The sequence below is a fragment of the Pseudomonas sp. ASL4 genome (assembly GCF_056680395.1).
In genome coordinates, this window is record NZ_CM155280.1 from 7315203 (window position 1) to 7339839 (window position 24637).

Genomic DNA, 24637 nt, shown 5'->3' on the forward strand with positions numbered 1-24637 from the left:
CCTGAATACATCCATCCATTACTCGAAGCGTTGTTGGGTGAAGCTGTTTTTGCCTTTGCGCCAGACGATCAGCGATTCACTCATCACCACCAGATCGACCATGCCTTCTTTCAGCGCATCCAGTGCATCCTGAGAAGAACACACGATTGGCTCTTCATGCCGGTTGAACGAAGTGTTGATCAAGGCTGCCTGGCCGGTTTTGTCGTACCAGGCATTGAGCAGGCGATGCATGAAGGCATCCCCTTGTGGCCGAATGATCTGCGGCCGGGCGGTGCCATCGATGTGCACCACCGCCGGGCTGGCCTCGCTGAACTGCGGATGACAATCGTAGGTCATGGTCATGGTGTCTGCCGCCACATGGTCTTCTTCCCAACCGACGTAACAGGCTGCAGCTTGTTCAATGGCCGTGACCGGGCCAAACGGCATGAACTCGGTGCGGTGCATGCGCTTGTTCAGCCAATCGTTCACGTCGGCATCCTGGGCGTGATAGACGATGCTGCGGTTACACAGCGAACGCGGCCCGAATTCCATCTTGCCCTTGAACATGCCCAGCACCTGATTTTCCAGCAGCGCCTCGGTCAGGACCTCGATGATGTTCGACGGCGTGTGGTAACCGAGTTCGGGGTAGTCGCGATGGATCAGGTTGATGTTCTGCGAAACGCTGCGCGACTGCGGCCCGAGGGTCATCGCCGGGTTCTTGAAGCGAGTGCCGTTCTCAAGGTAAGCCGCCCCGACCGCCGCTGCCAACGCTAGGCCGCCATCGCCCATGCACGGCAACACGTAGACGTTTTTCACCCCCGGAATCTCGCGCAGGCGCTGATTGAGTTTCACGTTGCCGAACACCCCGCCGGCCAGGCACAGATTGGTGCTGCCCCGTAGGGCCAGGTGATGCGTGACCGTCGCCACCAGCAGGTCTTCGGTATGGCGTTGCACGGCAGCGGCGATATCCTCGGGGGTTTCCCGGGAGAACAGGGTTTCCAGCGGTTCGCTGAAGTGGTTGTAGGACGGCAGGAACAAGTCACCGCAGCAAGCCTTGATGCGCCCGTCTTCAAAACGAATCATCTGCTGCATGACCCCCAGCAGCTTTTGCGGATCGCCGAACGCAGCCAGGCCCGTGACCTTGCCTTCATGCCGATTGGGCTTGTAACCGAGTAAGTGAGTAATCCGGCCGTAGAAATAACCGAGGCTGTCGACGCTGGTTTCGCGTTGCAGCACAGTGGTTTCGGTCGGGCTGTACCAGGTCACGGTCAAGGACTGGAAATCGCCGCGCCCGTCGCAGGTCAGGGTCAACGCCTCGTCGAACGGTGAACAGACATAAGCACCGAGGGCATGACACTCATGGTGATCAATGTAATAAGCCTTGCCGGCCAAACCATTGGCTGCAATGTATTCGTCAAACTCGGCTCTTTTCTCTTTATCATTCTTTACTTCGTCAGTCACACGCTGGCGAAATTGTGCGAGGCCCTGAGGATTATTCCTGACCTCTTCAACGATTCGATCGAAATACAACTCAAGGTGCTTATCGGCACTGAAACCGGCGTTCCAGCCATACGCAACATAATTGACATCTTCCAGCGACAAGCCAGCCTGACTTAATACAAACTCAATGGACTTAGCAGGCCAGATCTTATGATCTTTAATTCGGGTAAAGCGCTCTTCACTGACCGCCGAAAGAATCTGACCATCACGTACCAGGCAGGCACCCGACAAATCATTGTTAGTAATGCCTAAAATGATCATAACTATTCCTTGTTCTTGCCAATTGCAGTGATGACTGTGCCCATACTCGAGGAGTGCAGTGCTCTAGCCTGGTGCTTATGAACGAATTTCAGGCATCAAGTGCCGAACGTCATATAGCGTGGGAAGGCGACGTCATGTGGCTCGCCGGGATAGGCCTTTACGAGAAGGCGTCAAGAGTATTTGTTGCCATCGCAAGTTCCTTTTGCAAAAAAATCCACGCGCATTTACCTGTGTACCCGGCCTGATGCCGGGATAACAAGTTGTTGACGGACACTTCACAGGCTTGCCATCGGAGTTGACTATGTTGATTCAGGTAACAGCCTAGTAGGAATTTTCCGAACACCTCTGTACATCACCCGCTAAAAATTAAATATCACCCCATGCACAAATTAAATATCACCCTAAGCCCCTTTATTTCCGGGGACTTAAATAGCAAATAAAATATTAATCTTCAGACATAAAAAAGCCCGCCCGAGAGCATATTGCTCACGGGCAGGCCATACATTGAAACTTCAAGCAGATTCAGCCATCGATCACATCACACCATTTCGTGCAGGATCCACTCGGTCACCGAAGTCCGCTTCGGCGCCCAGCCCAGCAGTTCCCGCGCATGCTTGCCGCGAACCCGGCTGTTCGAACCCAGGCCATAGTTGGCCATTTCATAACCCCATTCGGCTTCGGCGTCTTTGAGCGGCCAGTCTTGTGGCTTGCCGAGCTTCAAGGCTTGCGCCATGGCGGTGGTCATGTCGACGAACGAGGATTCGCCGCTTTCAACGAAATAGAACGTGCCCGGTACGTTTTTGGTCAGCGCCAGCAGGTACAGGGCAACCACGTCTTCGATGTGCACGTTGGACCAGATGTTCTGGCCCGTGCCGACGTGGCGGACCACACCACTTTTGCGTGCCTGTTTGAGCAGGCGCGGCAACTGCACGCTGTCGCGCTTGACGCCCAGGCTGTGGCCGTAGATCAGCGTGTTACAGATGACGGCGGAGTTCACTCCGTCCTTTGCGGCGGCGAGAATCAGGTTGTCGATGGCCACGCGTGCGGCTTTGTCTACAGTCGGCTCCGGCAGGTTGTCTTCGTAGTAGATAACGTCGCTGGACTTACCGCCCGACGCATCGCCGACGATGCTCGAACCGCTGGTGTGCAGGAACACTTTGTTCGAACCGCGCAGCGCATCGAGCAAGGCTTCCACGGCCGCGCGATGGTCGCTGCTGGCCGCGTTGATCACGGCGTCGGCGGCGCGGGCCTGTTCGGCCAGCAGAGCGCTGTCATCCAGCGTGCCGATCACCGCAGTGATGCCCAGCGCGGTCAGTTCTTGGGCTTGCTCGGCGCTACGCACCAGGCCGGTAACTTTATGGCCGGCCTGGACCAGACCGGTGGCGATGGAGCCGCCGATAAAACCGGCGGCGCCGGTAACGAATACGTTCATGGAGAAACTCCCTGCGTGAATAAGTGATGCCACGAGTATCAAGGACCGATCCCTGTCGAAACATACCCGCTGGCCCAATTCACTCTTGCGCAGGGGTCACGAATCAGCCTTTGAAATCCGCATTCGCGTAAACCGCCAACTTGCCCTGGATGAAGTCCAGGAAGCACTGAATGCGTAGGGCAAGTTGCGAGTTGCGGTAGTACACCGCGTTGATCGGCTGGCGATAGCCGCTGTTGAAATCCGCCAGCACCACCTTCAGGCGCCCGGCGCGAATGTCTTCGATGGTCATGAAATGCGACAGGCAGGCAATGCCCTGGCCTTCCAGCGCCAGTTGCCGCACGGTCTCGCCACTGGAGGCGTTGATCGCCGCGTTGATCGGCCAGCGATCACCGTGCACATGGCGCAGCGGCCATTGGTTGAGGCCTTCGTTCTGGGTAAAACCGAGCAGCGCGTGGCCGTTGAGGTCGGCAACGGCGGCGGGTGTGCCGTGTTGCTCAAGATACGCCGGGCTGGCCACGATGTGCAGCGGGCTGCAACCCAGTGATCGGGCGTGCAAGGTCGAGTCGGCCAAGGTGCCGATGCGGATGGCGATGTCGGTGCTTTGTTCCAGCAGGTCAATGATCAGGTCGTTGCTGTTGAGTTCGAGCTGGATGTCCGGGTAGAGCCGGCGGAACTCATCGATGTACGGCACGACGGCGTGCAGCATGAAGGGTGATGCGGCGTTGATGCGCAGGCGCCCGGACGGGGTTTGCTGACGGGAATTGAGGCGCTCTTCGAGCTCGTCCATCTGATCGAGAATCAGCTTGGCGTGTTCGAAGAAATACTTGCCCTCCTCGGTCAGGTCCATGCGCCGGGTGGTGCGGTTGATCAGCGTGGTGTCGAGCTTGGCTTCGAGCCGCGACAGCGTGCGACTGACCGCCGACGGCGTTTGCCCGACCTGCTCCGCCGCAGCCGAAATCGACCCGCATTCAATCACGCAGACGAAAATCTGCAATTCATCGGATCTGGCTTTCACGTGGGTCCCTTATCGAATATTCCTGTGGCAAATCCCTAATGGCATGGGATTACTGTGGCGAGGGGGCTTGCCCCCGTTCGACTGCGCAGCAGTCGCAAAACCCGTGCTTGCGGTGTGTCAGAAAAAACCGACTCGCTGGTTTCAGGGCCGCTTCGCAGCCCAACGGGGGCAAGCCCCCTCGCCACAGGTCAGGCTTTCGATAGTAGCTGACAGTCAGGCCTTGAGACCAAACACCTCAATCAAATGCTGCTCATACCGCGCCATGTCGCGTTCGATGTCCGGGCGTTTCATCACGTCCACGCACAGAAACGTCGGCAAACCGGTCATGCCGAGGAAGGTGTTGGCCTTGTGGAACGGGAAGTACACCGCGTCTACGCCTTTGGCTTCAAAGAAGTCAGTCGGGTCGTCAAACGCTTGCTGCGGTGCATTCCAGGTCAGGGACAACATGTATTGCTTGCCCTGCAACAAACCACCGCTGCCGTACTTTTGCGACGCATCGGAACGGGTGCGGCCGTCACTGGCGTAAAGGCTGCCGTGGCCTTCGGTGAAGACTTCGTCGATGTACTTTTTCACGGTCCACGGCGCGCCCATCCACCAGCCCGGCATCTGGTAAATGATCACATCGGCCCAGACAAACTTGGCGACTTCTTCCGCGAGGTCGTAGCCCTCGTCGATGAAGGTGCTCTTCACATCCACGCCGCCGCGATCCAGCACGCTGAGCGCGGTGCCGTGCAGGGTGGCGTTGTAGCGGCCATCGGAGTGGGCGAACTTTTTGCCGCCGTTGAGCAAGAGGACTTTTTTCATGAGAGGTCTCAGAAGGCTGGAATTTGATGGCGGCAGAGTAACGACCCACCTCGCGCGGAATAAGCGCCGGATTCACAAAATTCATTTGACCAAAACGCACGAATCGACAGGCGATTGTTGCCATAGACTTTCGCCGATTCTTAACTTGAGGGAGATTTTCGATGAGTGACGTACAAGGCTTCATCCTGCACGCCAAGACCCGCCCGGAAAAAGCCGAGGCCTTCGAAACGCTGTTTCGCGCCTACGTCGAGCCGAGCCGCGCCGAACCCGGTTGCATCGAGTACCACATGCTGCGCGACAAGCAGGACCCGACACTGTTTATCTTCTACGAGATCTGGCAGTCCCAGGCCCACCTGGACGTGCACTCGAACCTGCCGCACATGCAGCAGTTCCGCGATCAGCGCATGGACTATCTGGAGCAGGATTTCGACATCCGCCCGATCGACATGCTCAGTTCGTCATCGGCTAGCCGCTGACCAGCAAGTGGCCGCCGAGCACACCGAGGCCGATAAAGAACACTCGCTTGAACAACACGGCGCTAATCCGCTGACGCAACCATTGCCCGAGCAACATGCCGAGCACCGCAGGGATCAACGCCAGCAACGAGGCGCTCAACTCACCACCGCCGAGGGCGCCGCGCCAGAACAGGCCGGCGGCGAGTGCCAGGGTCGAGACGGTGAACGACAGGCCTAGCGCCTGCACCAGTTCGTCTTTGTTCAGACCCAGTGCTTGCAGATAGGGCACTGCCGGAATCACGAAAACGCCGGTGGCCGAGGCAATGACACCGGTCAGTACGCCGCAGAGTGGTCCGAGCCAACGCTCGGTGCGACTGCCGACGCGCATCGTCGGTAGAAACAGACCGCTCAAGGCGTAGATCAACAACGCCGCGCCCAATCCCCGTACCACCCAATGACCACCGGCCATGCCGATCCACACTGTGCCAGCGCCGGTGCCGATGAAGATCGCCAGCAGCATCGGCCACAAGCGTTTGATCAGCCCTTGCAGGTGCCCGCCGAATGCCAGTTGCCAAACGTTGGTCAGGGTCGCGGGGATGATCAACAACGCCGCAGCCTGCGACGGCGCCATAGCCAGACCGAGCAGGCCCATGGCGATAGTCGGCAGGCCGAGGCCTATTACACCTTTGATCATGCCGGCGAGCAGGAAGGTGGCGATGACCAATATAGACAGGGCCAGACCGAGGTTTTGGTAGAACGTGGCGAGAGTATTCATGGGGCTATGGTGGGCCCGGATGGTTGGGTTGAAAATCTGCCATATACTGAGGTTGCCTCTTGTTTTGCAATAGGCTTGAGGAATTCGTAGAGGCTGATGACGCCATCGCGAGCAGGCTCGCTCCCACAAGGGATTTGCGCCATACAGAGATCCCCGGTGGGAGCGAGCTTGCTCGCGATGGCGCCCGATGGGACAACAAAAAACCTGAAGGTGTAACGATGCACTTCGACCTGACCGACCTGCGTCTCTATCTGAACATCCTCGACACCGGCAACATCACCGCCGGCGCCGGGCTTAGTCACCTGTCCCTGGCCGCCGCCAGCGCGCGCATCCGAGCCATGGAAGCCTCGCTGGGCATCGAGTTTCTACAACGCAATCGCCGCGGCGTCACGCCAACGCCGGCCGGCAAAGCCCTGGCGCAACACGCCAGGGTTCTGCTGCAACAGGCTGAACGCATGCAACAGGACCTCGCCGACTATGCCAAAGGGGTCAAAGGCCAGGTGCGGTTGTTGTGCAACACCACCGCGATCACCGAATACCTGCCGGAGTTGCTCGCAGACTTCCTGCGCGAGCACCCTAACCTCGACATCGACCTGCAAGAACTGCCCAGCGCCCGCATCACTCACGCCCTGCGCCAGGGCGCGGCGGACCTCGGTATCGTCACCGATGCGGTAGACACCCATACCCTCGAAACGCTGCCCTTTCGTGATGATCCACTGGTGCTGATCATGCCCCGCGACCATCCCTTGGCCGACGTCCAGACACCCAGTTTGAGCGACACCTTGTTTCACGATTACGTCGGGCTACCCGCCAACAGCGCATTGGCGGTGTACCTCGAAGAACAGGCGTTACACGCCGGTATCCGCATGCAAATCCGCATCCGTGCGGAAGGTTTCGACGGGGTGATTCGCATGGTCGCTCGCGGCGCAGGGCTGGCGATTGTGCCGCTGGCCGCGATCCAGCGCCGGGGCGTTGATCAATCGTTCAAAAGCGTTGCCCTGAACGACGACTGGGCACAGCGAAAACTGCTGCTGTGCGCCCGCTCATTCACCAGCCTGCCCGGTTATGCCAGAGCCTTGCTCGAGGCCTTGCTCGCTGGGTGAGGCAACTTTGGCTTTTCTAAAAAACAGGCCATAAACCAGCGAGAGGATCAGCAGGAACGGCACGCCAAAAACCAGCGTCATCTTGAAGGCTTCGGTGAAGTAAGTGGTGATCATCACCGCCCCCATCAGCACCAGCCCCAACAAGGTGGTGTAGGGGAACAGGCGCATGCGGAACGACAGTTTTCGCTCACCGTTGCGCTCGTGATAGCGACGGAAGCAGTAGTGCGTCAGGAAGATCATGAACCAGGTGAAAATGGCGCCGAACATCGAGATCGCCATCATCAAGGTGAAGGAGCTTTCCGGGTACAGGATGTTGAGCAAGGTGGCCAGGGCGATGCCCGAACTCGACAGCAACAAGGCATTCAGCGGGATCCCGCTCTTGCTCAACACACCCATCGATTTTGGTGCATAGCCGCCACGCGAGAGGCTGAACATCATGCGCGTGGTGATGTAGAGCTGGCTGTTCATCGCCGACAATGCCGCGATCAGAATCACGAAATTCATCACGCCGGTAGCGCCGGGAATACCGATGGTTTGCATCACCGTCACGAACGGGCTTTGCGCGTGACCGGCCTGAACCCACGGCACGATGGCCAACATCAGCGCCAGGGTCAGCAGGTAAAACACCACCAGCCGCACGATGGTCGCGCGAAAAGCCTTCTTCACCGCCTGCTCCGGATCCTGCGCTTCACCCGCCGCCACCGCGATCATTTCCACGCTCAGGTAGCTGAAGATCGAGACGATCACCGCGATCCACATGCCTTGCAGACCATTTGGGAAGAAGCCGCCATGGGCGGTGTAGTTGTGGACGCCGTACGCCGGGTTGCCAGACCCGAACACCACATACACCGCGAGAATGATAAAGCCGACAATCGCGCCGATCTTGATGGTCGAGAACCAATACTCGAAGGTGCCGAACGTCTTCACGCTGATCGCGTTGAGTACGATCAGGATGCTGGAGAACGAGACGATCCAGATCCATTCCGGCACGTTGGCAAACCAGTACTTCATGTACATCGCCACCGCCGTCACTTCCGTGCCGACCGCCAGCACAATCGCGGCCCAATAGGCATAGCGCACCAGAAACCCGGCCAACGGGCTGACATAGAATTCGGCATAGGCGCCGAACGAACCCGAGGTCGAATGGGCCACGGTCATTTCAGCCAGGCAGCCCATCAACAGCAAGGTGATGACGGCACCAATGGCGTAGCTGAGCAGCACGCTCGGCCCGGCATAACCAATGGCGTAGGCACTGCCCATAAACAGCCCGGTGCCAATCGCACCACCGATGGCGATCATGCTCATCTGGCCCGAAGTCAGTTGGCGCCGCAGTCCCTGCTCACGTTTGGATATGGTTTCAAAACCGGTTTTGTCGGTCATTTTTCCAGCCTCTGAATATTGTCTTTCTTGAGGAGAGCACGTCGTTGGGATCAGCCATACACAGCAGCATACGGATCAAAAAATACTCAGCGGATACTCGATGATGACCCGGATTTCATCGTTGTCAGTGGTGTCTGCCTGGGCGACCTGACGGGTGGATCGCAACGTGGCCTGACGCACGCGCACCGACAGGTCTTTGGCCGTGCCCGATTGCACGACATAGCGGGCTTCGATGTCACGTTCCCAGCGCTTGCCGTCACTGCCGTAACGTCCGTACGCGCCGTTGACGCCGCCGTCATAGTGGCTGTCGTCGATATGATTGCCATTAACGTAACGCGACATGAAGCTCAGGCCCGGCACGCCGAAAGGCGCCATGTCCAGGTCATAACGCAGTTGCCAGGAACGTTCGTTGGGGGCGTTGAAGTCGACGATCTGTATTGAGTTGGCGAGAAAAATCGAAGCGCCCGGCTGCTGGTCGAACCCCAGATAATCGAACGGTTCATCACCGTCGACGCGTTGGTAAGCCAGGGTCAACCGGTGAGCGCCGACCTTGTAGGCGGCGGCCATCGACCAGGTGGTGTTGTCGATCTTGCCCGCCAGGCTCTGGCCAGTGTCGTTGGTGCGGTAAATGTTGAAGTCCAGGTTCAACGACTGGTTTTCACTCACCGGGTAGGTGTAGTTGGCATTGGCGTAGTACTGCCGCCAGATATCGGTGAACTGTGAACCGTAGAGACTGACGCTCAACTGATCGTTCAACGCGTAGCTGCCGCCCAGGTAGTCGACGCTACGTGTTTCCACGCCGGCATATAGCGCTTTCAGGGCGCCGTCGCTATTGGTCGACGCACTGTCATTGCCAGAGGTGAAGTGCCCGGCGTCGAGCAGCAGTCCTTTCAATTCGCGGCTGGTCAGTTGGAAGCCGTTGGCCTGCTGGGTGAACAGTCGCGCATTACCGGTACCAAACACCGGGTTGAGCGGTGTCAGGTTGCCGTACTTGAGTTCGGTCTGCGAGATCCGCGCCTTCAGCGCGCCACCCGCTTCGGAGTAATCATCCTCGGCACGACCATCGGCACCAACCGGCAGCAACCCGGTGCCGGTACGACCCTTGCCACTGTCGAGTTTGATCCCCAACTGCGCGTAGGCGTCGATCCCGAAACCGACGATGCCTTGGGTATAACCGGAACGGTAATCGAGCGAGATCCCGTGCGCCCATTCGTCCCGATAGTTTTGACCGCCAGGGTTGTTGAGGTTGTTGCGGTAGAAATAGAAGTTACGGTTGGTCAGCGTGAGGCTACTGTCTTCGACGAATCCATTGTCGGAGGCGGCGTAGGCCAATTGACCGAGGCAACTGCTGATGGCGAGCGGCAAGGCGGGCCAGAGGGACAGTTTCATTCTGCGTGCTCCTTATTATTGTGTTTTCACAGAACTGTTTATTTGAGGCGAGCGAAGCCCTGCTGCCGGCAAAACCCCAGCTGCAAGACAAGCAGGCGGATGTATCAGGTAACGCTGTGGCGGACCTGGAATTGCGCTTGCGACCAGGTTTTCTGATCAAGGATTTCGCCGAGGATCTGCACCGCATCCCAGACTTCGGTGAAGGTTGTGTACAGCGGGGTAAAACCGAAGCGCATGATCCGCGGCTCGCGGTAGTCACCGATCACACCACGGGCGATCAGGGCCTGAATTACGGCGTAACCTTCGGCATGTTCGAAGCTGACATGGCTGCCACGCTTTGCATGTTCGCGCGGGGTGATCAGGGTCAGTTCGTGAGCGGCGCAGCGCTGCTCGACCAGTTCGATAAACAGGTCGGTCAGGGCCAGGGATTTGTGGCGCAGGCTGGCCATGTCGGTCTGGGCAAAGATATCCAGACCGCATTCGACCATCGCCAATGAGGTGATCGGCTGAGTGCCGCACAAGTAGCGAGCGATACCGCTGCTCGGCTCGTAGCCAGGCTCCATGGCGAACTGTCGCGAATGCCCGAACCAGCCCGACAACGGCTGCGCCACCAGATCACACACATCAGGTGAAACCCAGACAAACGCCTGCGAACCGGGACCGCCATTCAGGTACTTGTAGGTGCAGCCGATTGCGTAATCGGCGCGCGCCTGATGCAAGTCGACCGGGACCGCGCCAGCAGAATGCGCCAGGTCCCAGATGGCCAGCGCGCCACATTCGTGGGTCAGCGTGGTCAGGGCCTGCATGTCGTGCATGTAGCCGGTTTTGTAGTTGACGTGGGTAAGCATGACCACGGCAGTGTCCTGGTCAATCGCTTGCGGCAGCTCTTCGGGGCTATCGACCAGACGTAAGGTGTAACCCTGCTGCAGCATGTCTGCCAGACCTTCGGCGATATACAGGTCGGTGGGGAAGTTGCTGGTTTCGGTAACGATCACCCGCCGCGTCGGCGACCTTGTGGCTTGCACACGCAAAGCGGCGCTGAGCACCTTGAACAGGTTGATTGAGGTCGTATCGGTCACCACCACTTCACCGTCACGCGCACCAATCAGCCCAGCCAATCGGTTGCCCAGATGCTCGCTGAGATCGCGCCAGCCAGCGCTGTTCCAACTGCGGATCAGGCCATTGCCCCATTCCTCGGCGATCACCTGTTGAGCGCGCGCCAAAGCAGCGACCGGCCGTGCACCCAGCGAGTTGCCGTCGAGATAAATCACCCCTTCGGGCAGCGCAAATTGCTGACGCAGCGGTGCGAGAGTGTCCTGCGCATCAAGCGCCAGGCAATCGTTTCTTGTAGTCATTGTGGGCCCTGTTTTTTTGAAGGATGTGCCGTCCGGGCAGATCGCGATAATCGAGTCGAGGAAGGTGCTCAGTGCCATATTTCAGGCGTTTTCTGCACCGCCTCGGTGGAGAAATAATGAACGAAGCTTTGGAGAATTTTCGTGCAAAGTAACCAGCCATATAGTAGTTATCTCGCAGGAAATTCGAATCCAACCCCAATAAACGCGGATTTATTCAATCATGATTCTCGACGCCACAGACCTGCGAATCCTGCATTACCTGCAACAGGATGGCCGTATCAGTAACCAGGAATTGGCGGAGAAAGTAGCCCTCTCGCCGTCCGCCTGTTTACGCCGTTTACGCCTGCTGGAAAGTGAGGGAATCATCACGGGTTATCGCGCGGTACTGAGTGCCGAACGGCTGGGAATTGAACTGGAAGCCATCGTCCATGTGTCGTTGCGACAGGACGTCGAGGACTGGCATGAGACCTTCATCAAGAAGGTCCAGTTGTGGCCCGAAGTGGTCACCGCCTATGTGATTACCGGGGCGAGCAACTATGTGTTGCGGGTCCAGGCACGCAACCTCAAACACTTCTCCGATTTCATCGTCAACCAGCTCAACCGCACCGCGGGCGTCACCGATATCCGCTCTGAAATCGTCCTGCAAAAAATCAAGGAACGTGAGGAGTTGCTGGATTTGGTGGTGCGCAAGTAAAGGCCGCTGCGCCTAGTGCCGATCAGTTAAGCGATAGAGCGGGCGACGAATAACCCGTGGCGAGGGAGCTTGCTCCCGTTGGACTGCGCAGCAGTCCCCTTTCTTTTGGATAGAGAGCGGGGCCGCTTCGCAGCCCAGCGGGAGCAAGCTCCCTCGCCACAGGTTCAATGTCATGCTTAACGGACTGGCATTTGCCGCTGCGCCCCTAGAAACCGCGCATGCGGCGGGCTTCGTTACGCTGCAAGGTCATGCTCGGGGATTCGTCGAACAACTTGCGGTACTCAACAGAAAAACGCCCGAGGTGGGTGAAGCCCCAGCTCAGGGCGATCTCGGAAATATTGCGCGCAGAACCGTGTTCAAGGATGTCCTGGCGCACGGCATTCAAACGGTATTTTTTCAGGTAAACCATCGGCGACAAAGCGAAGTACTTTTTGAAAGCCTCGAACAACTTGAAGCGTGAAACCCCGGTCGCGGCTTCGATGTCCTCAAGGTGCAGCGCTTCTCGGGCGTTGGCGTGGATGTATTGCCGGGCCCTGATCAGATAATGCGGCAACTTCACGCCCAACACGTTCCTCAGTTCTTCGGAGTAGTTGTTCGGCTGAGCGAGGATCAAGCCTTTGATCAAGGAACTCTCGATGTCCCGGGTGAACGCAACCTGCTCATATAATTCGCTGCTGCGCTCCAGTTCGGCGATGAAATACCGCGCCATCCGCCACCACGAAGCCGATGCCCCGTCGACCGCGTCCATTACCGATTCGAACCGCAGCGGCGCCTCCAGCGGTCGCTGTAACAGGCCCTCCAGCGACTCACTCATGGCGGCGCGGGTGATGACCACCTGGACTTTGCGACAATCGCCGGAGATCGCCAGCACCTGGTTTTCATTCGGTGAAATGATCACGCCTTGATCGCGATTGGACTTCAACACACTGCCGTTCTTGCTCAACTCCTGCTCGCCCACCAGCGGCAAACTCAGGCTGTAGCTGCTGAAGTGTTCGGCGTCTTCGATGTCAACGGTGACGTCGGTGCCGTATTCGATAGTGCCCAACGTGGTGGCCATCGACTTGAACACATTGGCGCTGTGATGAAAGCGAATGCGCTCGGGGGTCGCGGTCACGAGACGATGCGGCCCGCAGATGCCGGACATCCAGGTCCTCGCACCCTCAAGGTCGAATCTATCAATACGAATGTCGCGAAACTGCGGATCAGTTTTGCTATTCATCACGGTGCACTCACGGCGATATTTTTCTGCGCGCTCTGACGGCGCGTATTCGGCTTGAAAACAGCAAGTTCCAAGCCACTAAACCGCCAGTCCAACCCAGTGGATAGCAATCACCGACTAAGTGGATAAAGCGGTCGCTTTGAACCTTGGGCGCGTCCTCGAACAGTACACCCGCCCAACAAAACAGTACCTGAATGCTGCAAACAGGTGCGGCCGTTTATCGCTTGGTGCCGGATTTGGGTAGGCGCTGCACGGTTTGATACGCGGGCCTGTTACCCGACGCGCACGAGATTGCCGAAGGCTGCGATCTTTTAGGCCCGCCACTGCCCGCCAATTTTATGGACTGCCTTCGCCGACAAACCGGATAGACCCCAACCTGCCCCACTCCCTCTAATGAGCACAACCGATTGGCCCGAACAAAAAAGGTACAGACCCATGAGTGGCGAAAAGAACGTCGAGCAGTGGAAAGCGTTTATTGAAGGCTGCCTGGACTTCCGTCCGACAGACGGCGTATTCCGGATCGCCCGGGATATTTTCACCGAGCCGCAGTTGTTCGATCTGGAGATGGAACTGATCTTCGAAAAGAACTGGATTTACGCCTGCCATGAAAGCGAGCTGGCCAACAATCACGACTTCGTGACGATGCGCGCCGGCCGCCAGCCCATGATCATTACCCGCGACGGCGACGGCCAGCTAAATGCACTGATCAACGCCTGCCAACATCGTGGCACGACGCTGACCCGCGTCGGCAAGGGCAACCAGTCGACCTTCACCTGCCCGTTCCATGCGTGGTGCTACAAAAGCGACGGCCGCCTGGTGAAGGTCAAGGCGCCCGGCGAATACCCCGAAGGTTTCGACAAGGCCACACGCGGCCTGAAAAAAGCGCGCATCCAGAGCTACAAGGGGTTTGTGTTTATCAGCCTGGATGTACACGCCGATAACAGCCTCGAAGACTTCCTCGGCGACGCCAAGGTGTTCTTCGACATGATGGTTGCCCAGTCGCCGACCGGAGAGCTGGAGGTGTTGCCCGGCAAGTCGGCGTACACCTACGACGGCAACTGGAAGCTGCAGAACGAAAACGGCCTGGATGGCTATCACGTCAGCACCGTCCACTATAACTACGTGGCCACCGTGCAACACCGCCAGCAGGTCAACACCGAGAATGGCACCAGCTCCAGCGGCACGCTGGACTACAGCAAACTTGGCGCCGGCGACGCCAATACCGATGACGGCTGGTTCGCGTTCAACAATGGCCATAGCCTGTTGTTCAGTGACATGCCGAACCCCGCCGTGCGCTCCGGCTACGCCACGATCATGCCGCGTCTGATCGAAGAGCACGGCCAGGAAAAAGCCGAATGGATGATGCATCGGCTGCGCAATCTGAACATCTATCCAAGCCTGTTTTTCCTCGATCAGATCAGCTCGCAACTGCGCATCATCCGCCCGGTGGCCTGGAACAAAACCGAGATCATCAGCCAGTGCCTGGGGGTTAAAAACGAGTCGGACGCGGATCGGGAAAACCGCATTCGTCAGTTCGAAGATTTCTTCAACGTATCGGGCCTTGGCACACCGGATGACCTGGTGGAATTTCGCGAAGCCCAGCGTGGTTTCCAGGCGCGCCTGGAACGCTGGAGCGATATTTCCCGCGGCAGCCACCGCTGGGAAACCGGCGCTACGCCCAACAGCGAGTCCATCGGCATCGCACCGGCCATGACCGGCACCGAATTCACCCACGAAGGGCTTTACGTCAACCAGCACAGCAACTGGCAGAAATTCCTGCTCGATGGCCTGGAAGCGAAATCCCTGAAACTGCGTGAGGTGTGAACATGAATGCGCAATTGCAGTACCAGATCGAGCAGTTTTTCTACCGCAAATCCGAACTGTGCGATGCCCAGGAATGGGACGCCTACATCAACCTGTTCGACGAGCAGAGTGAGTTTCACCTGCCGCAATGGGACTCGGAACACGTCTACACCCGCGACCCCAAACGCGAAATGTCGCTGATCTACTACCCCAACCGTTCGGGGCTGGAAGACCGGGTTTTCCGCTTGCGTACTGGTAAATCCGCTTCATCGACACCGATGCCGCGCACCTCGCACCTGATCAACAACGTGCGGATCAGCGAGCTCGACGGCGGTGAGCTGGAAGTGCGCCTGAACTGGCACACCTTGTTCTATCGCCTGGCCACTTCCGAGCAGTTCTTCGGCCGTGCGACGTATCACCTCAAGCCCCACGCAGACAGCTGGCGGATCACCCGCAAGCATGTGCTGCTGCTCAACGACACCATCAACTCGGTGCTCGATTTCTACCACCTCTGAAACCATGGAGACCGGGGCATGAACCACAAGGTCGCGTTCAGCTTTGCCGACGGAAAAACGCTGTTCTTTCCCGTACAACCCAACGAAATACTGCTCGACGCCGCCCTGCGCAACGGCATCAACATTCCCCTGGATTGCCGCGAAGGCGTCTGCGGAACCTGCCAGGGTCGATGCGACTCGGGAGACTACAGCCAGGATTACGTCGACGAGGAAGCCCTCTCCGCCCAAGACCTGCAGCAACGCAAAATGCTCAGCTGCCAGACCCGGGTCAAATCCGACGCAGCGTTCTATTTCGACTTTGCTTCAAGCCTGTGCAATGCACCGGGGCCTGAGCAACTCAGTGGCACGGTCACTGAAGTCCGACAGATCTCAGCCAGCACAGCGATCCTGCATCTGGATCTTGGCCCAACCAACCCGCTGGACTTTCTGCCGGGGCAATACGCCCGATTGCTGATCCCGGGGACTGAAAGCAAGCGTTCCTATTCGTTCGCCAATCGGCCGAGCAGCGGCAATCACCTGCAATTCCTGATTCGACTGTTACCCGACGGCGTGATGAGCAACTACATCCGTGAACGCTGTCAGGTGGGCGACAAAATCGGGCTGGAGGCACCACTGGGCGCCTTCTATCTTCGTCACGTTGCCAAGCCCCTGATCCTGGTGGCGGGTGGTACCGGGCTTTCCGCGCTACTGGGCATGCTCGACGAATTGGCCGAGCGTGGATGCCCGCAACCGGTGCATTTGTATTACGGCGTGCGGGACGCCGCCGACCTGTGCGAACGAGCACGCATCGAGGCCTATGCCGAGCGCATTCCAGGGTTTCGCTACACTGAAGTGGTGAGTGACCCGACGCCGCAATGGACAGGAAAACGCGGCTACATTGCCGAACATTTCGATATCAGTGAACTCCACGACGCACCTGCCGATATGTATGTCTGTGGGCCACAGCCGATGGTCGAATCGATCAAGAGCTGGTTGCAATCCCAGGCACTGGAGAGCGTTCATTTGTATTACGAAAAATTCACCGAGAGTAATATCTGACGCTTCACATCAGACCTGACAACAATAATCAAAAGGGAACGAGATGGCGGATGAAATCTTGCAACAGGGCGAGCTCAAACGAGGATTGAAAAATCGCCATATTCAACTGATCGCTCTGGGCGGAGCGATTGGTACCGGGCTGTTCCTCGGTTCGGCTGGTGTACTCAAGTCGGCCGGGCCGTCGATGATTCTCGGCTACGCGATTGCCGGGTTCATCGCGTTCCTGATCATGCGCCAGCTGGGGGAGATGATTGTCGAAGAGCCGGTTGCCGGCTCTTTCAGTCACTTCGCCCACAAGTACTGGGGCGGCTATGCCGGGTTTCTGTCCGGCTGGAACTACTGGGTTTTGTATGTGCTGGTCGGCATGGCAGAGCTGACGGCCGTCGGCAAATACGTGCAGTTCTGGTGGCCGGAAATTCCCACCTGGGTCAGCGCGGCGGTGTTCTTCGTGCTGGTCAACCTGATCAATACGATGAACGTCAAAGTCTTCGGCGAGATGGAATTCTGGTTTGCGATCATCAAGGTCGTGGCAATTATCGGCATGATCGTTTTGGGTTGCTACATGCTGTTCAGCGGCTCAGGCGGCCCGCAAGCCTCAGTCAGCAATCTATGGAGCCACGGCGGTTTCTTCCCCAATGGCACCACCGGTTTGCTGATGTCGATGGCGTTCATCATGTTCTCGTTTGGTGGCCTGGAACTGGTCGGTATCACCGCGGCTGAAGCCAGCGAACCGAGGAAGGTCATCCCCAAGGCGATCAACCAAGTGGTTTATCGCGTATTGATCTTCTACGTCGGCGCACTCACCGTACTGCTTTCGCTGTACCCATGGGATCAACTGCTGCAAACCCTGGGTGCGTCCGGCGATGCTTACAGCGGCAGCCCATTCGTGCAGATTTTCTCCCTGATCGGCAGCGATACGGCGGCGCAAATCCTCAACTTCGTGGTGCTCACTGCGGCGCTTTCGGTCTACAACAGCGGCGTCTACTGCAACAGCCGCATGCTCTACGGCCTGGCCGAACAGGGCGATGCACCGAAGTCGCTGATGAAGCTGAACAAACAGGGTGTGCCGTTGCGCGCGTTGGGCATATCGGCGCTGATCACGATGTTGTCGGTGCTGGTCAACTACCTCGCCCCGCATGAAGCGTTGGAGCTGCTGTTCGCCCTGGTGGTCGCCTCGCTGATGATCAACTGGACACTGATCAGCCTGACCCACCTGAAGTTTCGCAAAGTCATGGGCCAGCAAGGCATCGTGCCGGGCTTCAAGTCGTTCTGGTTTCCCTTCAGCAACTACCTGTGCCTGGCGTTCATGGCCATGATCATCTGGGTAATGTGGATGATCCCGGGTATACGCGCCTCGGTCATTGCGATACCGGTGTGGGTGTTAATTATCTACGTGTTCTACCGGGTGCGTGTGGCGCGGGATCGGGCTGTGCCAGTCGCTCAGTAATCCCCGCTTAACAAAAAGCCCCGGCATTCAATGAATGCCGGGGCTTTTTTTATCCGGTTCGGATCAGAGCGTCGAGCGTACGCGCCACAGCTCCGGGAACAGCACCGTGTCGAGCATCTTGCGTAGATAACCGACACCTTCAGTGCCGCCGGTACCCGGTTGAAAGCCGATGATCCGCTCAACCGTGGTGACATGCCGAAAGCGCCACTGGCGAAACGAATCTTCGAGGTCGATGAGTTTTTCGGCCAGTTGATAAAGGTCCCAATAACGCGACGGATCTTTGTACACCACACGCCACGCCGCTTCGACCGAAGCGTCATGCTGCGTCGCGCTGGTCGGGTCACGCTCGAAGCGCTGCGGGTCAATCTGCAGGCCGGCGCTGGCCATCAAACGAATCGCTTCGTCATACAGCGACGGCGTGGCGATCGCCTTTTCGAGTTCCTGTAACAGCTCCGGACGATGGGCATGGGGGCGCAACAAAGTCGCGCTTTTATTGCCCAGAATGAACTCGATTTCTCGGTATTGAAACGACTGAAAGCCCGATGACTGCCCCAAAAATGGCCGAATCGAGTGGTACTCGGTCGGGGTCATCGTGGCCAGCACCGTCCAGGCATGCACCAGTTGATCAAAAATCCGCGAAACCCGCGCCAGCATCTTGAAGGCCGGCGGCAACTCTCCCAGGCGCAGGTGTTCGCGGGCAGCCTTGAGCTCGTGCAACATCAGCTTCATCCACAGCTCGGAGGTCTGGTGCTGGATGATGAACAGCATCTCGTTATGGTCCGGGGACAACGGGTGCTGGGCACTGAGAATGCGCCCAAGATCCAGGTAGTCGCCATAGCTCATGGAGTCGGAAAAATTCAGCTCGGCGTCATGCCATTCCTCTGGCGGCTGACCCGATGAATACGGACATTGGCTCATTGCGCAGGCTCCTCACGTGGCGGTGGATTGAGTGGACGCAAAATGGCCCTGACCGGGCTGGCGTCGAGATTGGCAAAGCGCAGCGGCAGTGCAATCAGTTCGTAGTCCCCTTCCGGGACCTCGTCGAGCACGATGCCTTCCAGGATCGCCATGCCATGGAGAGCGACGGCATTGTGCGAATCCATGGTCTTGGATTGCTGCGGGTCCAGCGAAGGCGTATCGATGCCGATCAAGCGCACGCCGAGGCTGGCCAGCAAGTCGACGGTTTCCTTGGCGACCGCGGTGAAGTCCGCATCCCAGGTCGTCAGCGGTGCCTGTCGATAGGTTCGCAACAGGACACGTTCGGGCAGATCGAGCAAACGACCGGCCAGTTGCTCAGGATGCACCAGTCGGCCGCTGTCCAGGCAATGCACTACGCGACAAGGCCCCATGTAAACGTCCAGCGACACTTCCCCAATCGGCGCGCCATCAGCGCTGTAATGCAGCGGCGCGTCGACATGGGCGCCCGTGTGAGGCGACAGGGTAATGCGCCCGACATTCACCGGACACTCAGGCCCGAAGGTCCAGACGCGTTCTTCCTGAAAAGGCGTATCACCCGGCCAGGTCGGTGTTGCCGCGCTCAAGGGCGGGCTGATATCCCACCACGATCTTATTTTTTTCATTGCAAACTCTCGGCATGGTCCGAAATGAATGATACGAGTGATACCCGTGAATATTCTTGCGAAAACCTTCGAAAACGCCTGGTTCTTTCGCAGGAACTGCCAGGAATCAGGGATTTTTTGAGAGGAAGTTTCAACGGGAAAAAGCAGATCGCTCAAACGCCACTCTCATCCGCCAAGCGTTGCGTGGATTGATGAGGGTAGCTGCGTTTCTGGATAGCTCAGTGTCGAGTACAGACAACTGATCCCGGACCAAGCCCTATAGGGTGGCGACTTCGTTCTTCTGCTTATGTCTGGAGTTCACATGTCCGCACCTATCACCGTTCTTCGCGATACCCACCCGCTGCCGGTGCTCGACGCCTGCAAATGGGAAAAACTCGAAGGCGACCCGCACACCGTCAACCTCAACGCCTATACCAGCGAAGACGGCAGCAAGATCATGGGCACCTGGATCTGCACGCCGGGCAAGTGGTACGTGGAATATGTGAAGTGGGAATACTGCGATTTCCGCGAGGGCTACTGCATCATCACCCCAGAAGGGAAAGAGCCGATTCATCTGCGCGCCGGGGATATCTTCGTCATCGAACCGGGGATGAAAGGCACGTGGGAAGTGGTTGAGACCGTGCGTAAGTATTTTGTGTTTGCCTGATGCAAAAAACCGAGAGACCACCCGACGTGGTCTCTCGGAAAAATACTGATGACGCGTTACCTGCGGCTGAGTGCTGTTGTGGTGAGGGGGCTCACCCCCGTTCGGCGGCGAAGCCGTCGTAAAACCTGACGACTAGGTCGTGACGGAAGAAATGCAGGGGAGTGCTGCGCACTCCAACGGGGGCAAGCCCCCTCGCCACAGGCAAGCCTCCACCCCACAAAAAATTCACTCACCACCAGACTCGGATACCTTTACTGAGGTTTGCGATAGCTGTTGATGATCGCCGAGAAGTCCTTGCCACCCTCCCCGCGCTGGCTCATCGCCTGATACAACTGCTGCGCCACCGCGCCAAGCACCACCGGTTGGTGCGCCTGACGTGCCGCTTCCGTGGCCAGCCCCAGATCCTTGAGCATCAACTCAGCACCGAAACCGCCGGTATAACCGCGCGAGGCCGGTGCCGTTTCGACGATGCCCGGCCATGGGTTGTACATCTCCGAACTCCAGCAACGCCCGGTCGAGCTGTTGATGATCCCGGCCAACACGCCGGTGTCGATCCCCAGCGCATCGCCCAAGGCCATGGCTTCGCTGACGCCGACCATGGAGATCGCCAGCAGCAGGTTGTTGCAGATCTTGGCGATTTGCCCGGTGCCGACTTCGCCGCAATGGACGATGTTGCGGCCCATCTGCGCCAATACCGGTTGCAGAGTGGCGAACAGTTCAGGGGTGGCGCCGACCATAAAGGTCAGCGTCCCGGCCGTTGCACCACCGGTGCCGCCGGAGACCGGTGCATCGGCCATGGCCACGCCTTGCTTGGCAGCCGCGGCAGCCACGTCGCGCGCGGTTTGCGGATCAATGGTGCTGCAATCCACCGCTGGCACGCCTTTGCCGATACCGGCGAGTACGCCGTCCTCACCGAGCCAGACGCTGCGCACATGCACAGCGGCGGGCAACATGGTGATCACCAGCTCTGCACCTTCTGCGGCCTCGCGGGCCGAAGCGCTGATGCTGCCGCCCAGTTGCTCCAGCTCGGCCAGAACGGTTTTGTTCAGATCGACCAGGTTCAGCGAGTGGCCAGCCTTGATCAGGTTGCGCGCCATCGGCGCGCCCATGTTGCCGAGACCGATAAAAGCGATTTTCATGTCCGGCTCCTTAACGCAAGTTGATGGTGGTGTTCACACCGTCGTTGACGCTGTCGTCATCGAACCAGCGACTGGTGACAGTCTTGGTCTGAGTGTAGAACTGCACCACTTGCTTGCCATACGGGCCGAGGTCGCCGAGTTTCGAACCGCGGGAACCGGTGAAGCTGAAGAACGGGACCGGCACCGGAATCGGGATATTGATCCCGACCTGGCCGACGTCGATTTCGCTCTGGAATTTACGCGCCGCTGCACCGCTCTGGGTGAACAGGCCCGTGCCGTTGCCGAACGGGTTGGCGTTGACCAGTGCAATCGCCTGATCGAGGGTGTCGACTTCCAGCACCACCAGCACCGGGCCGAAGATTTCCTGGGTGTAGATCTGCATTTCGGTGGTCACGCCGGAGAACAGCGTTGGACCAACAAAGTTACCTTTCTCGAAGCCAGGAACGCTGATTTCGCGACCATCGAGCTCCAGCTTCGCGCCTTCCTTGATGCCGCTTTCAATCAGATCCAGAATCCGCGCCTTGGCCTTTTTGGAAATCACTGGGCCGACGTCAGTGCCTGCTTCGCTACCGGCATTAACCTTGAGTTTCTGCGCCAGTGCCTTCAGGTCCGGCAGCCATTGCTTGGCCGCGCCCACCAGCACCACCACCGACGTGGCCATGCAACGCTGACCGGCCGCACCGAAACCGGCGCCGACCAACGCATTGAGAGTTTGTTCGCGATTGGCATCCGGCAGCACCACGGCGTGGTTCTTGGCGCCCATCATCGATTGCACGCGTTTGCCGTGTTTGCCGGCCAGGTCGTAGACGTGAGTGCCGACGGCGGTCGAACCGACGAAGGAAACCGCCTTGATGTCTTTATGGGTGCAGAGCGCGTCCACCACATCCTTGCCACCGTGAACCACGTTGAGCACGCCCGCCGGAACACCAGCCTCAATCGCCAGTTCCACCAGCAGTACGGTCGACAGCGGATCCTGTTCGGACGGCTTGAGCACGAAGGTGTTGCCGCAGGCAATGGCCATCGGGAACATCCACAGCGGAATCATCGCCGGGAAGTTGAATGGCGTGATGCCGGCGCAAACGCCGATTGGCTGACGCAGGGTGTAGGTATCAACGCCGCCTGCAACGTTTTCGGCGAACTCGCCCATTTGCAGGGTGCCGATGGAGCAAGCATGCTCGACCACTTCCAGGCCACGGAAAATGTCGCCTTCAGCGTCAGCAATGGTTTTGCCTTGTTCGGCACTCAACACCACGGCGATGCGTTTGGAGTGTTCGCGAATCAACGCCTGGAGCTTGAGCATGATGCGCATCCGCGCGCCGATTGGCGTCAGCTTCCAGGTCTGGAAGGCGCGGTGAGCGGCACTGATGGCGGCGTCGACTTCTTGCGCGGTAGCAAACGGAACCTTGGCCAGCACTTGCTGGGTCGCCGGGTTGACGATGTCGTGCCATTCGGTGGTCTGGGACTCGACCCACTCGCCGTTGATCAACAGCTTTACGGTTTGGACGGTGGTTTCGTTTGGCGTGAGCGATGCGTTCATGCTGGTCTCCAATACTTATTGTTATGCAGGGAGCCAAGGCGGGTAAGTCGCCTTGAGATGAGGCGTGTGTCGCGAATTGGTTGTCGGACTGTTTTTGGAGTATAGATGTGCAAACTTCTAATAAGAACGCACATAAAAGCCGGTCCAACATGCAAAAAAACATCACGTCTTTAGGTTCGCTGAACTGGGATGACCTCAAGTTTTTCCTCGAAGTCGCCCGCACCCGCAAGGCCAGCACCGCGGCCAAGCGCCTGGCGGTGGACTACACCACCGTGTCCCGACGCATCAGTTCGCTGGAAGCGGCGTTGGGCACATTGCTGTTCGAGAAGTCCCGGACCAGCGGCTTCGTCCTGACCGCCGAAGGCCAGCGTTTGCTGGGTTACGCCGAGTCGATTGAAAGCACGTTGCACATGGCCTGCGAGCAGGTTTCCGGCTCCGGCGTGGCGTTGTCCGGGCATGTGCGCATGGGTTGCACCGAGGGTTTCGGCAGTTTTTTCATCACCCCGCAGCTGAGCCATTTCGTCGACGCCTACCCGGCGATCTCGGTGGACATCCTGCCGCTGCCGCACTTCATCAGCCTGTCCAAGCGCGAGGCCGACATCGTCATCGCCCTGGAACGCCCGGAGCATGGCCCGTACGTCTGCTGCAAACTCTGCGACTACAAATTGCAGCTGTACGCGACCCAGGATTACCTCGACAAACACCCACCGATCCGCCGCCCGGCGGACTTGGGTAAGCATTCATTCATAAGTTATGTCGATGACCTGGCCTTCAGCTCAGAGCTGCTGTACCTGGCGAACGTGCTGCCCGGCGCCAGCGCCAACCTGCGCAGCACCAGCGTGATCGCGCAGTTCGTGGCGGCGCAGCAAGGGCGATCACTGGCGATCCTGCCGTGCTTCCTGGCGGCGCAGGACCCACGACTGCTGCCGGTGTTGCCGGAAGAGATCAACATCACCCGACAGTTCTGGATGTACTGTCGGGAGGACCTGCGCAAGCTCAAGCGGATCACCCTTTTGTGGGATTACATCCGCCAAGTTACAGAGCAAAATCAGGACCTGTTGATGGGGGAAACTCGGGAGATGTTGTTCGCCGATTAATCGGCGATCACCACGATCGACACCCGGCGATTCTCGGTGCGGCCAGCGGTCGTGTCATTGGAAGCAACCGGCTCAGTGCTGCCAAGTCCTTGAAGCTTGATGTTCTCTTCCTTCATCCCGACCGCCGTCAGCACGTTGCGAACGCTTTTCGCCCGGCGCAGGGACAACTGCTGGTTGTAAGTCTCTTTGCCCGATGCATCGGTGTGGCCGTCGACCCGCACCCGCTCAATGCCGACACCCAGCAGCGCCTTGCCGATCCGTTGGACGATCTCGGTGCTCTGGGAATTCAGGCTTTCAACGTCGCTGCCGAACAGCACTTTGCCGGACAGGCCAAACGCCCAGCCTTCGTCGGTCAACTCGAAACCTTGTTGCTTGAGTACGGCGATCTGCGCCGGGGTCAGACCTTTTTGTGGCGCGGTCTGGCAACCGGTCAACGCCAATAAGCCCATGAACAGAATGAGAGTGAAAAATCGC

23 protein-coding genes are annotated in these 24637 nt (G+C 58.4%); 9 read left to right on the forward strand and 14 right to left on the reverse strand.

Going from position 1 to position 24637, the window contains the following annotated elements; all coding sequences use genetic code 11:
• Positions 1-18: 18 nt before the first annotated feature.
• From AC1MEW_RS33505 to mdaB, 4 genes are all read right to left on the reverse strand, one after another.
• Entirely contained in the window at positions 19-1740 is a 1722-nt protein-coding gene (locus tag AC1MEW_RS33505) for a carbamoyltransferase family protein (protein WP_480425010.1), read from the reverse strand.
• A 538-nt stretch (positions 1741-2278) separates the two neighbouring features.
• On the reverse strand, positions 2279-3172 hold the full coding sequence (locus AC1MEW_RS33510; protein ID WP_480425012.1) for an NAD-dependent epimerase/dehydratase family protein: 894 nt from the start codon (positions 3170-3172) through the stop codon (positions 2279-2281).
• Between the two features lie 103 nt (positions 3173-3275).
• Entirely contained in the window at positions 3276-4187 is a 912-nt protein-coding gene (locus tag AC1MEW_RS33515) for a LysR substrate-binding domain-containing protein (protein WP_480425013.1), read from the reverse strand.
• A 213-nt stretch (positions 4188-4400) separates the two neighbouring features.
• Positions 4401-4991 carry an NADPH:quinone oxidoreductase MdaB gene (gene mdaB / locus AC1MEW_RS33520; RefSeq protein ID WP_201200378.1) on the reverse strand — a complete coding sequence of 197 codons (591 nt, stop codon included), beginning with the start codon at positions 4989-4991 and terminating at the stop codon, positions 4401-4403.
• A gap of 161 nt (positions 4992-5152) precedes the next feature.
• Between mdaB and AC1MEW_RS33525 the strand changes: the two genes are divergently transcribed.
• Complete coding sequence (locus AC1MEW_RS33525) at positions 5153-5467, forward strand: putative quinol monooxygenase (protein WP_201200376.1); 315 nt, start codon at positions 5153-5155, stop codon at positions 5465-5467.
• On the opposite strand, the gene AC1MEW_RS33530 is transcribed toward AC1MEW_RS33525, so the two are convergent.
• Positions 5457-6221, reverse strand: coding sequence for a sulfite exporter TauE/SafE family protein (locus AC1MEW_RS33530; protein ID WP_480425015.1), 765 nt, complete (start codon positions 6219-6221; stop codon positions 5457-5459). The two genes, AC1MEW_RS33525 and AC1MEW_RS33530, sit on opposite strands and share 11 nt — an antisense overlap.
• A 218-nt stretch (positions 6222-6439) precedes the next feature.
• Between AC1MEW_RS33530 and AC1MEW_RS33535 the strand changes: the two genes are divergently transcribed.
• Entirely contained in the window at positions 6440-7324 is an 885-nt protein-coding gene (locus AC1MEW_RS33535; protein ID WP_480425017.1) for a LysR family transcriptional regulator, read from the forward strand.
• On the opposite strand, the gene AC1MEW_RS33540 is transcribed toward AC1MEW_RS33535, so the two are convergent.
• From AC1MEW_RS33540 to kynU, 3 genes are all read right to left on the reverse strand, one after another.
• Entirely contained in the window at positions 7265-8704 is a 1440-nt protein-coding gene (locus AC1MEW_RS33540) for an amino acid permease (protein ID WP_201255816.1), read from the reverse strand. The genes AC1MEW_RS33535 and AC1MEW_RS33540 overlap by 60 nt on opposite strands.
• A 75-nt stretch (positions 8705-8779) precedes the next feature.
• Complete coding sequence (locus AC1MEW_RS33545; RefSeq protein ID WP_480425018.1) at positions 8780-10093, reverse strand: OprD family porin; 1314 nt, start codon at positions 10091-10093, stop codon at positions 8780-8782.
• A 104-nt stretch (positions 10094-10197) separates the two neighbouring features.
• Entirely contained in the window at positions 10198-11448 is a 1251-nt protein-coding gene (gene kynU / locus AC1MEW_RS33550; protein ID WP_480425020.1) for a kynureninase, read from the reverse strand.
• 220 nt (positions 11449-11668) lie between these two features.
• Between kynU and AC1MEW_RS33555 the strand changes: the two genes are divergently transcribed.
• The gene (locus tag AC1MEW_RS33555; protein WP_201190789.1) at positions 11669-12142 is read left to right on the forward strand and encodes an Lrp/AsnC family transcriptional regulator; all 474 of its coding nucleotides are present in this window, start codon (positions 11669-11671) and stop codon (positions 12140-12142) included.
• Between the two features lie 205 nt (positions 12143-12347).
• Here the strand turns inward: AC1MEW_RS33555 and AC1MEW_RS33560 are convergent, their stop codons facing one another.
• Positions 12348-13361: an AraC family transcriptional regulator gene (locus tag AC1MEW_RS33560; protein WP_201255813.1), complete on the reverse strand. Its 1014-nt coding sequence runs from the start codon at positions 13359-13361 to the stop codon at positions 12348-12350.
• A 435-nt stretch (positions 13362-13796) separates the two neighbouring features.
• On the opposite strand from AC1MEW_RS33560, the gene antA reads away from it, so the two are divergent.
• Genes antA through AC1MEW_RS33580 form a run of 4 tightly spaced genes read left to right on the forward strand, consistent with a single transcriptional unit; the run spans position 13797 to position 18164 of the window.
• A complete protein-coding gene (antA, locus tag AC1MEW_RS33565; RefSeq protein ID WP_201255812.1) occupies positions 13797-15185 on the forward strand; it encodes an anthranilate 1,2-dioxygenase large subunit in 1389 nt (462 codons plus the stop codon).
• A gap of 2 nt (positions 15186-15187) precedes the next feature.
• Positions 15188-15679, forward strand: coding sequence for an anthranilate 1,2-dioxygenase small subunit (antB, locus tag AC1MEW_RS33570; protein ID WP_201255811.1), 492 nt, complete (start codon positions 15188-15190; stop codon positions 15677-15679).
• A gap of 18 nt (positions 15680-15697) precedes the next feature.
• Positions 15698-16717, forward strand: coding sequence for an anthranilate 1,2-dioxygenase electron transfer component AntC (gene antC, locus AC1MEW_RS33575; RefSeq protein WP_480425021.1), 1020 nt, complete (start codon positions 15698-15700; stop codon positions 16715-16717).
• 43 nt (positions 16718-16760) lie between these two features.
• Entirely contained in the window at positions 16761-18164 is a 1404-nt protein-coding gene (locus AC1MEW_RS33580) for an amino acid permease (protein ID WP_201255809.1), read from the forward strand.
• A 63-nt stretch (positions 18165-18227) separates the two neighbouring features.
• Here the strand turns inward: AC1MEW_RS33580 and kynA are convergent, their stop codons facing one another.
• Positions 18228-19082: a tryptophan 2,3-dioxygenase gene (gene kynA, locus AC1MEW_RS33585; RefSeq protein ID WP_322270489.1), complete on the reverse strand. Its 855-nt coding sequence runs from the start codon at positions 19080-19082 to the stop codon at positions 18228-18230.
• On the reverse strand, positions 19079-19744 hold the full coding sequence (gene kynB, locus AC1MEW_RS33590) for an arylformamidase (protein WP_480425024.1): 666 nt from the start codon (positions 19742-19744) through the stop codon (positions 19079-19081). The genes kynA and kynB overlap by 4 nt, the downstream gene beginning before the upstream one ends.
• Before the next feature lie 301 nt (positions 19745-20045).
• Between kynB and AC1MEW_RS33595 the strand changes: the two genes are divergently transcribed.
• The gene (locus tag AC1MEW_RS33595) at positions 20046-20390 is read left to right on the forward strand and encodes a cupin domain-containing protein (RefSeq protein ID WP_008024653.1); all 345 of its coding nucleotides are present in this window, start codon (positions 20046-20048) and stop codon (positions 20388-20390) included.
• A gap of 251 nt (positions 20391-20641) precedes the next feature.
• On the opposite strand, the gene mmsB is transcribed toward AC1MEW_RS33595, so the two are convergent.
• Both mmsB and AC1MEW_RS33605 read right to left on the reverse strand, forming a co-directional pair.
• On the reverse strand, positions 20642-21529 hold the full coding sequence (gene mmsB, locus AC1MEW_RS33600) for a 3-hydroxyisobutyrate dehydrogenase (protein ID WP_322270487.1): 888 nt from the start codon (positions 21527-21529) through the stop codon (positions 20642-20644).
• Between the two features lie 10 nt (positions 21530-21539).
• Positions 21540-23066 (reverse strand): CoA-acylating methylmalonate-semialdehyde dehydrogenase, encoded by a 1527-nt coding sequence (locus tag AC1MEW_RS33605; RefSeq protein WP_201255806.1) that lies wholly within the window; start codon positions 23064-23066, stop codon positions 21540-21542.
• Positions 23067-23215: 149 nt separating this feature from the next.
• On the opposite strand from AC1MEW_RS33605, the gene AC1MEW_RS33610 reads away from it, so the two are divergent.
• Positions 23216-24163 carry a LysR family transcriptional regulator gene (locus AC1MEW_RS33610; RefSeq protein ID WP_322270486.1) on the forward strand — a complete coding sequence of 316 codons (948 nt, stop codon included), beginning with the start codon at positions 23216-23218 and terminating at the stop codon, positions 24161-24163.
• Here AC1MEW_RS33610 and yfiB read toward each other — a convergent pair.
• Complete coding sequence (gene yfiB / locus AC1MEW_RS33615; RefSeq protein WP_480427386.1) at positions 24160-24612, reverse strand: outer membrane lipoprotein YfiB; 453 nt, start codon at positions 24610-24612, stop codon at positions 24160-24162. The genes AC1MEW_RS33610 and yfiB overlap by 4 nt on opposite strands.
• Positions 24613-24637 lie beyond the last annotated feature (25 nt).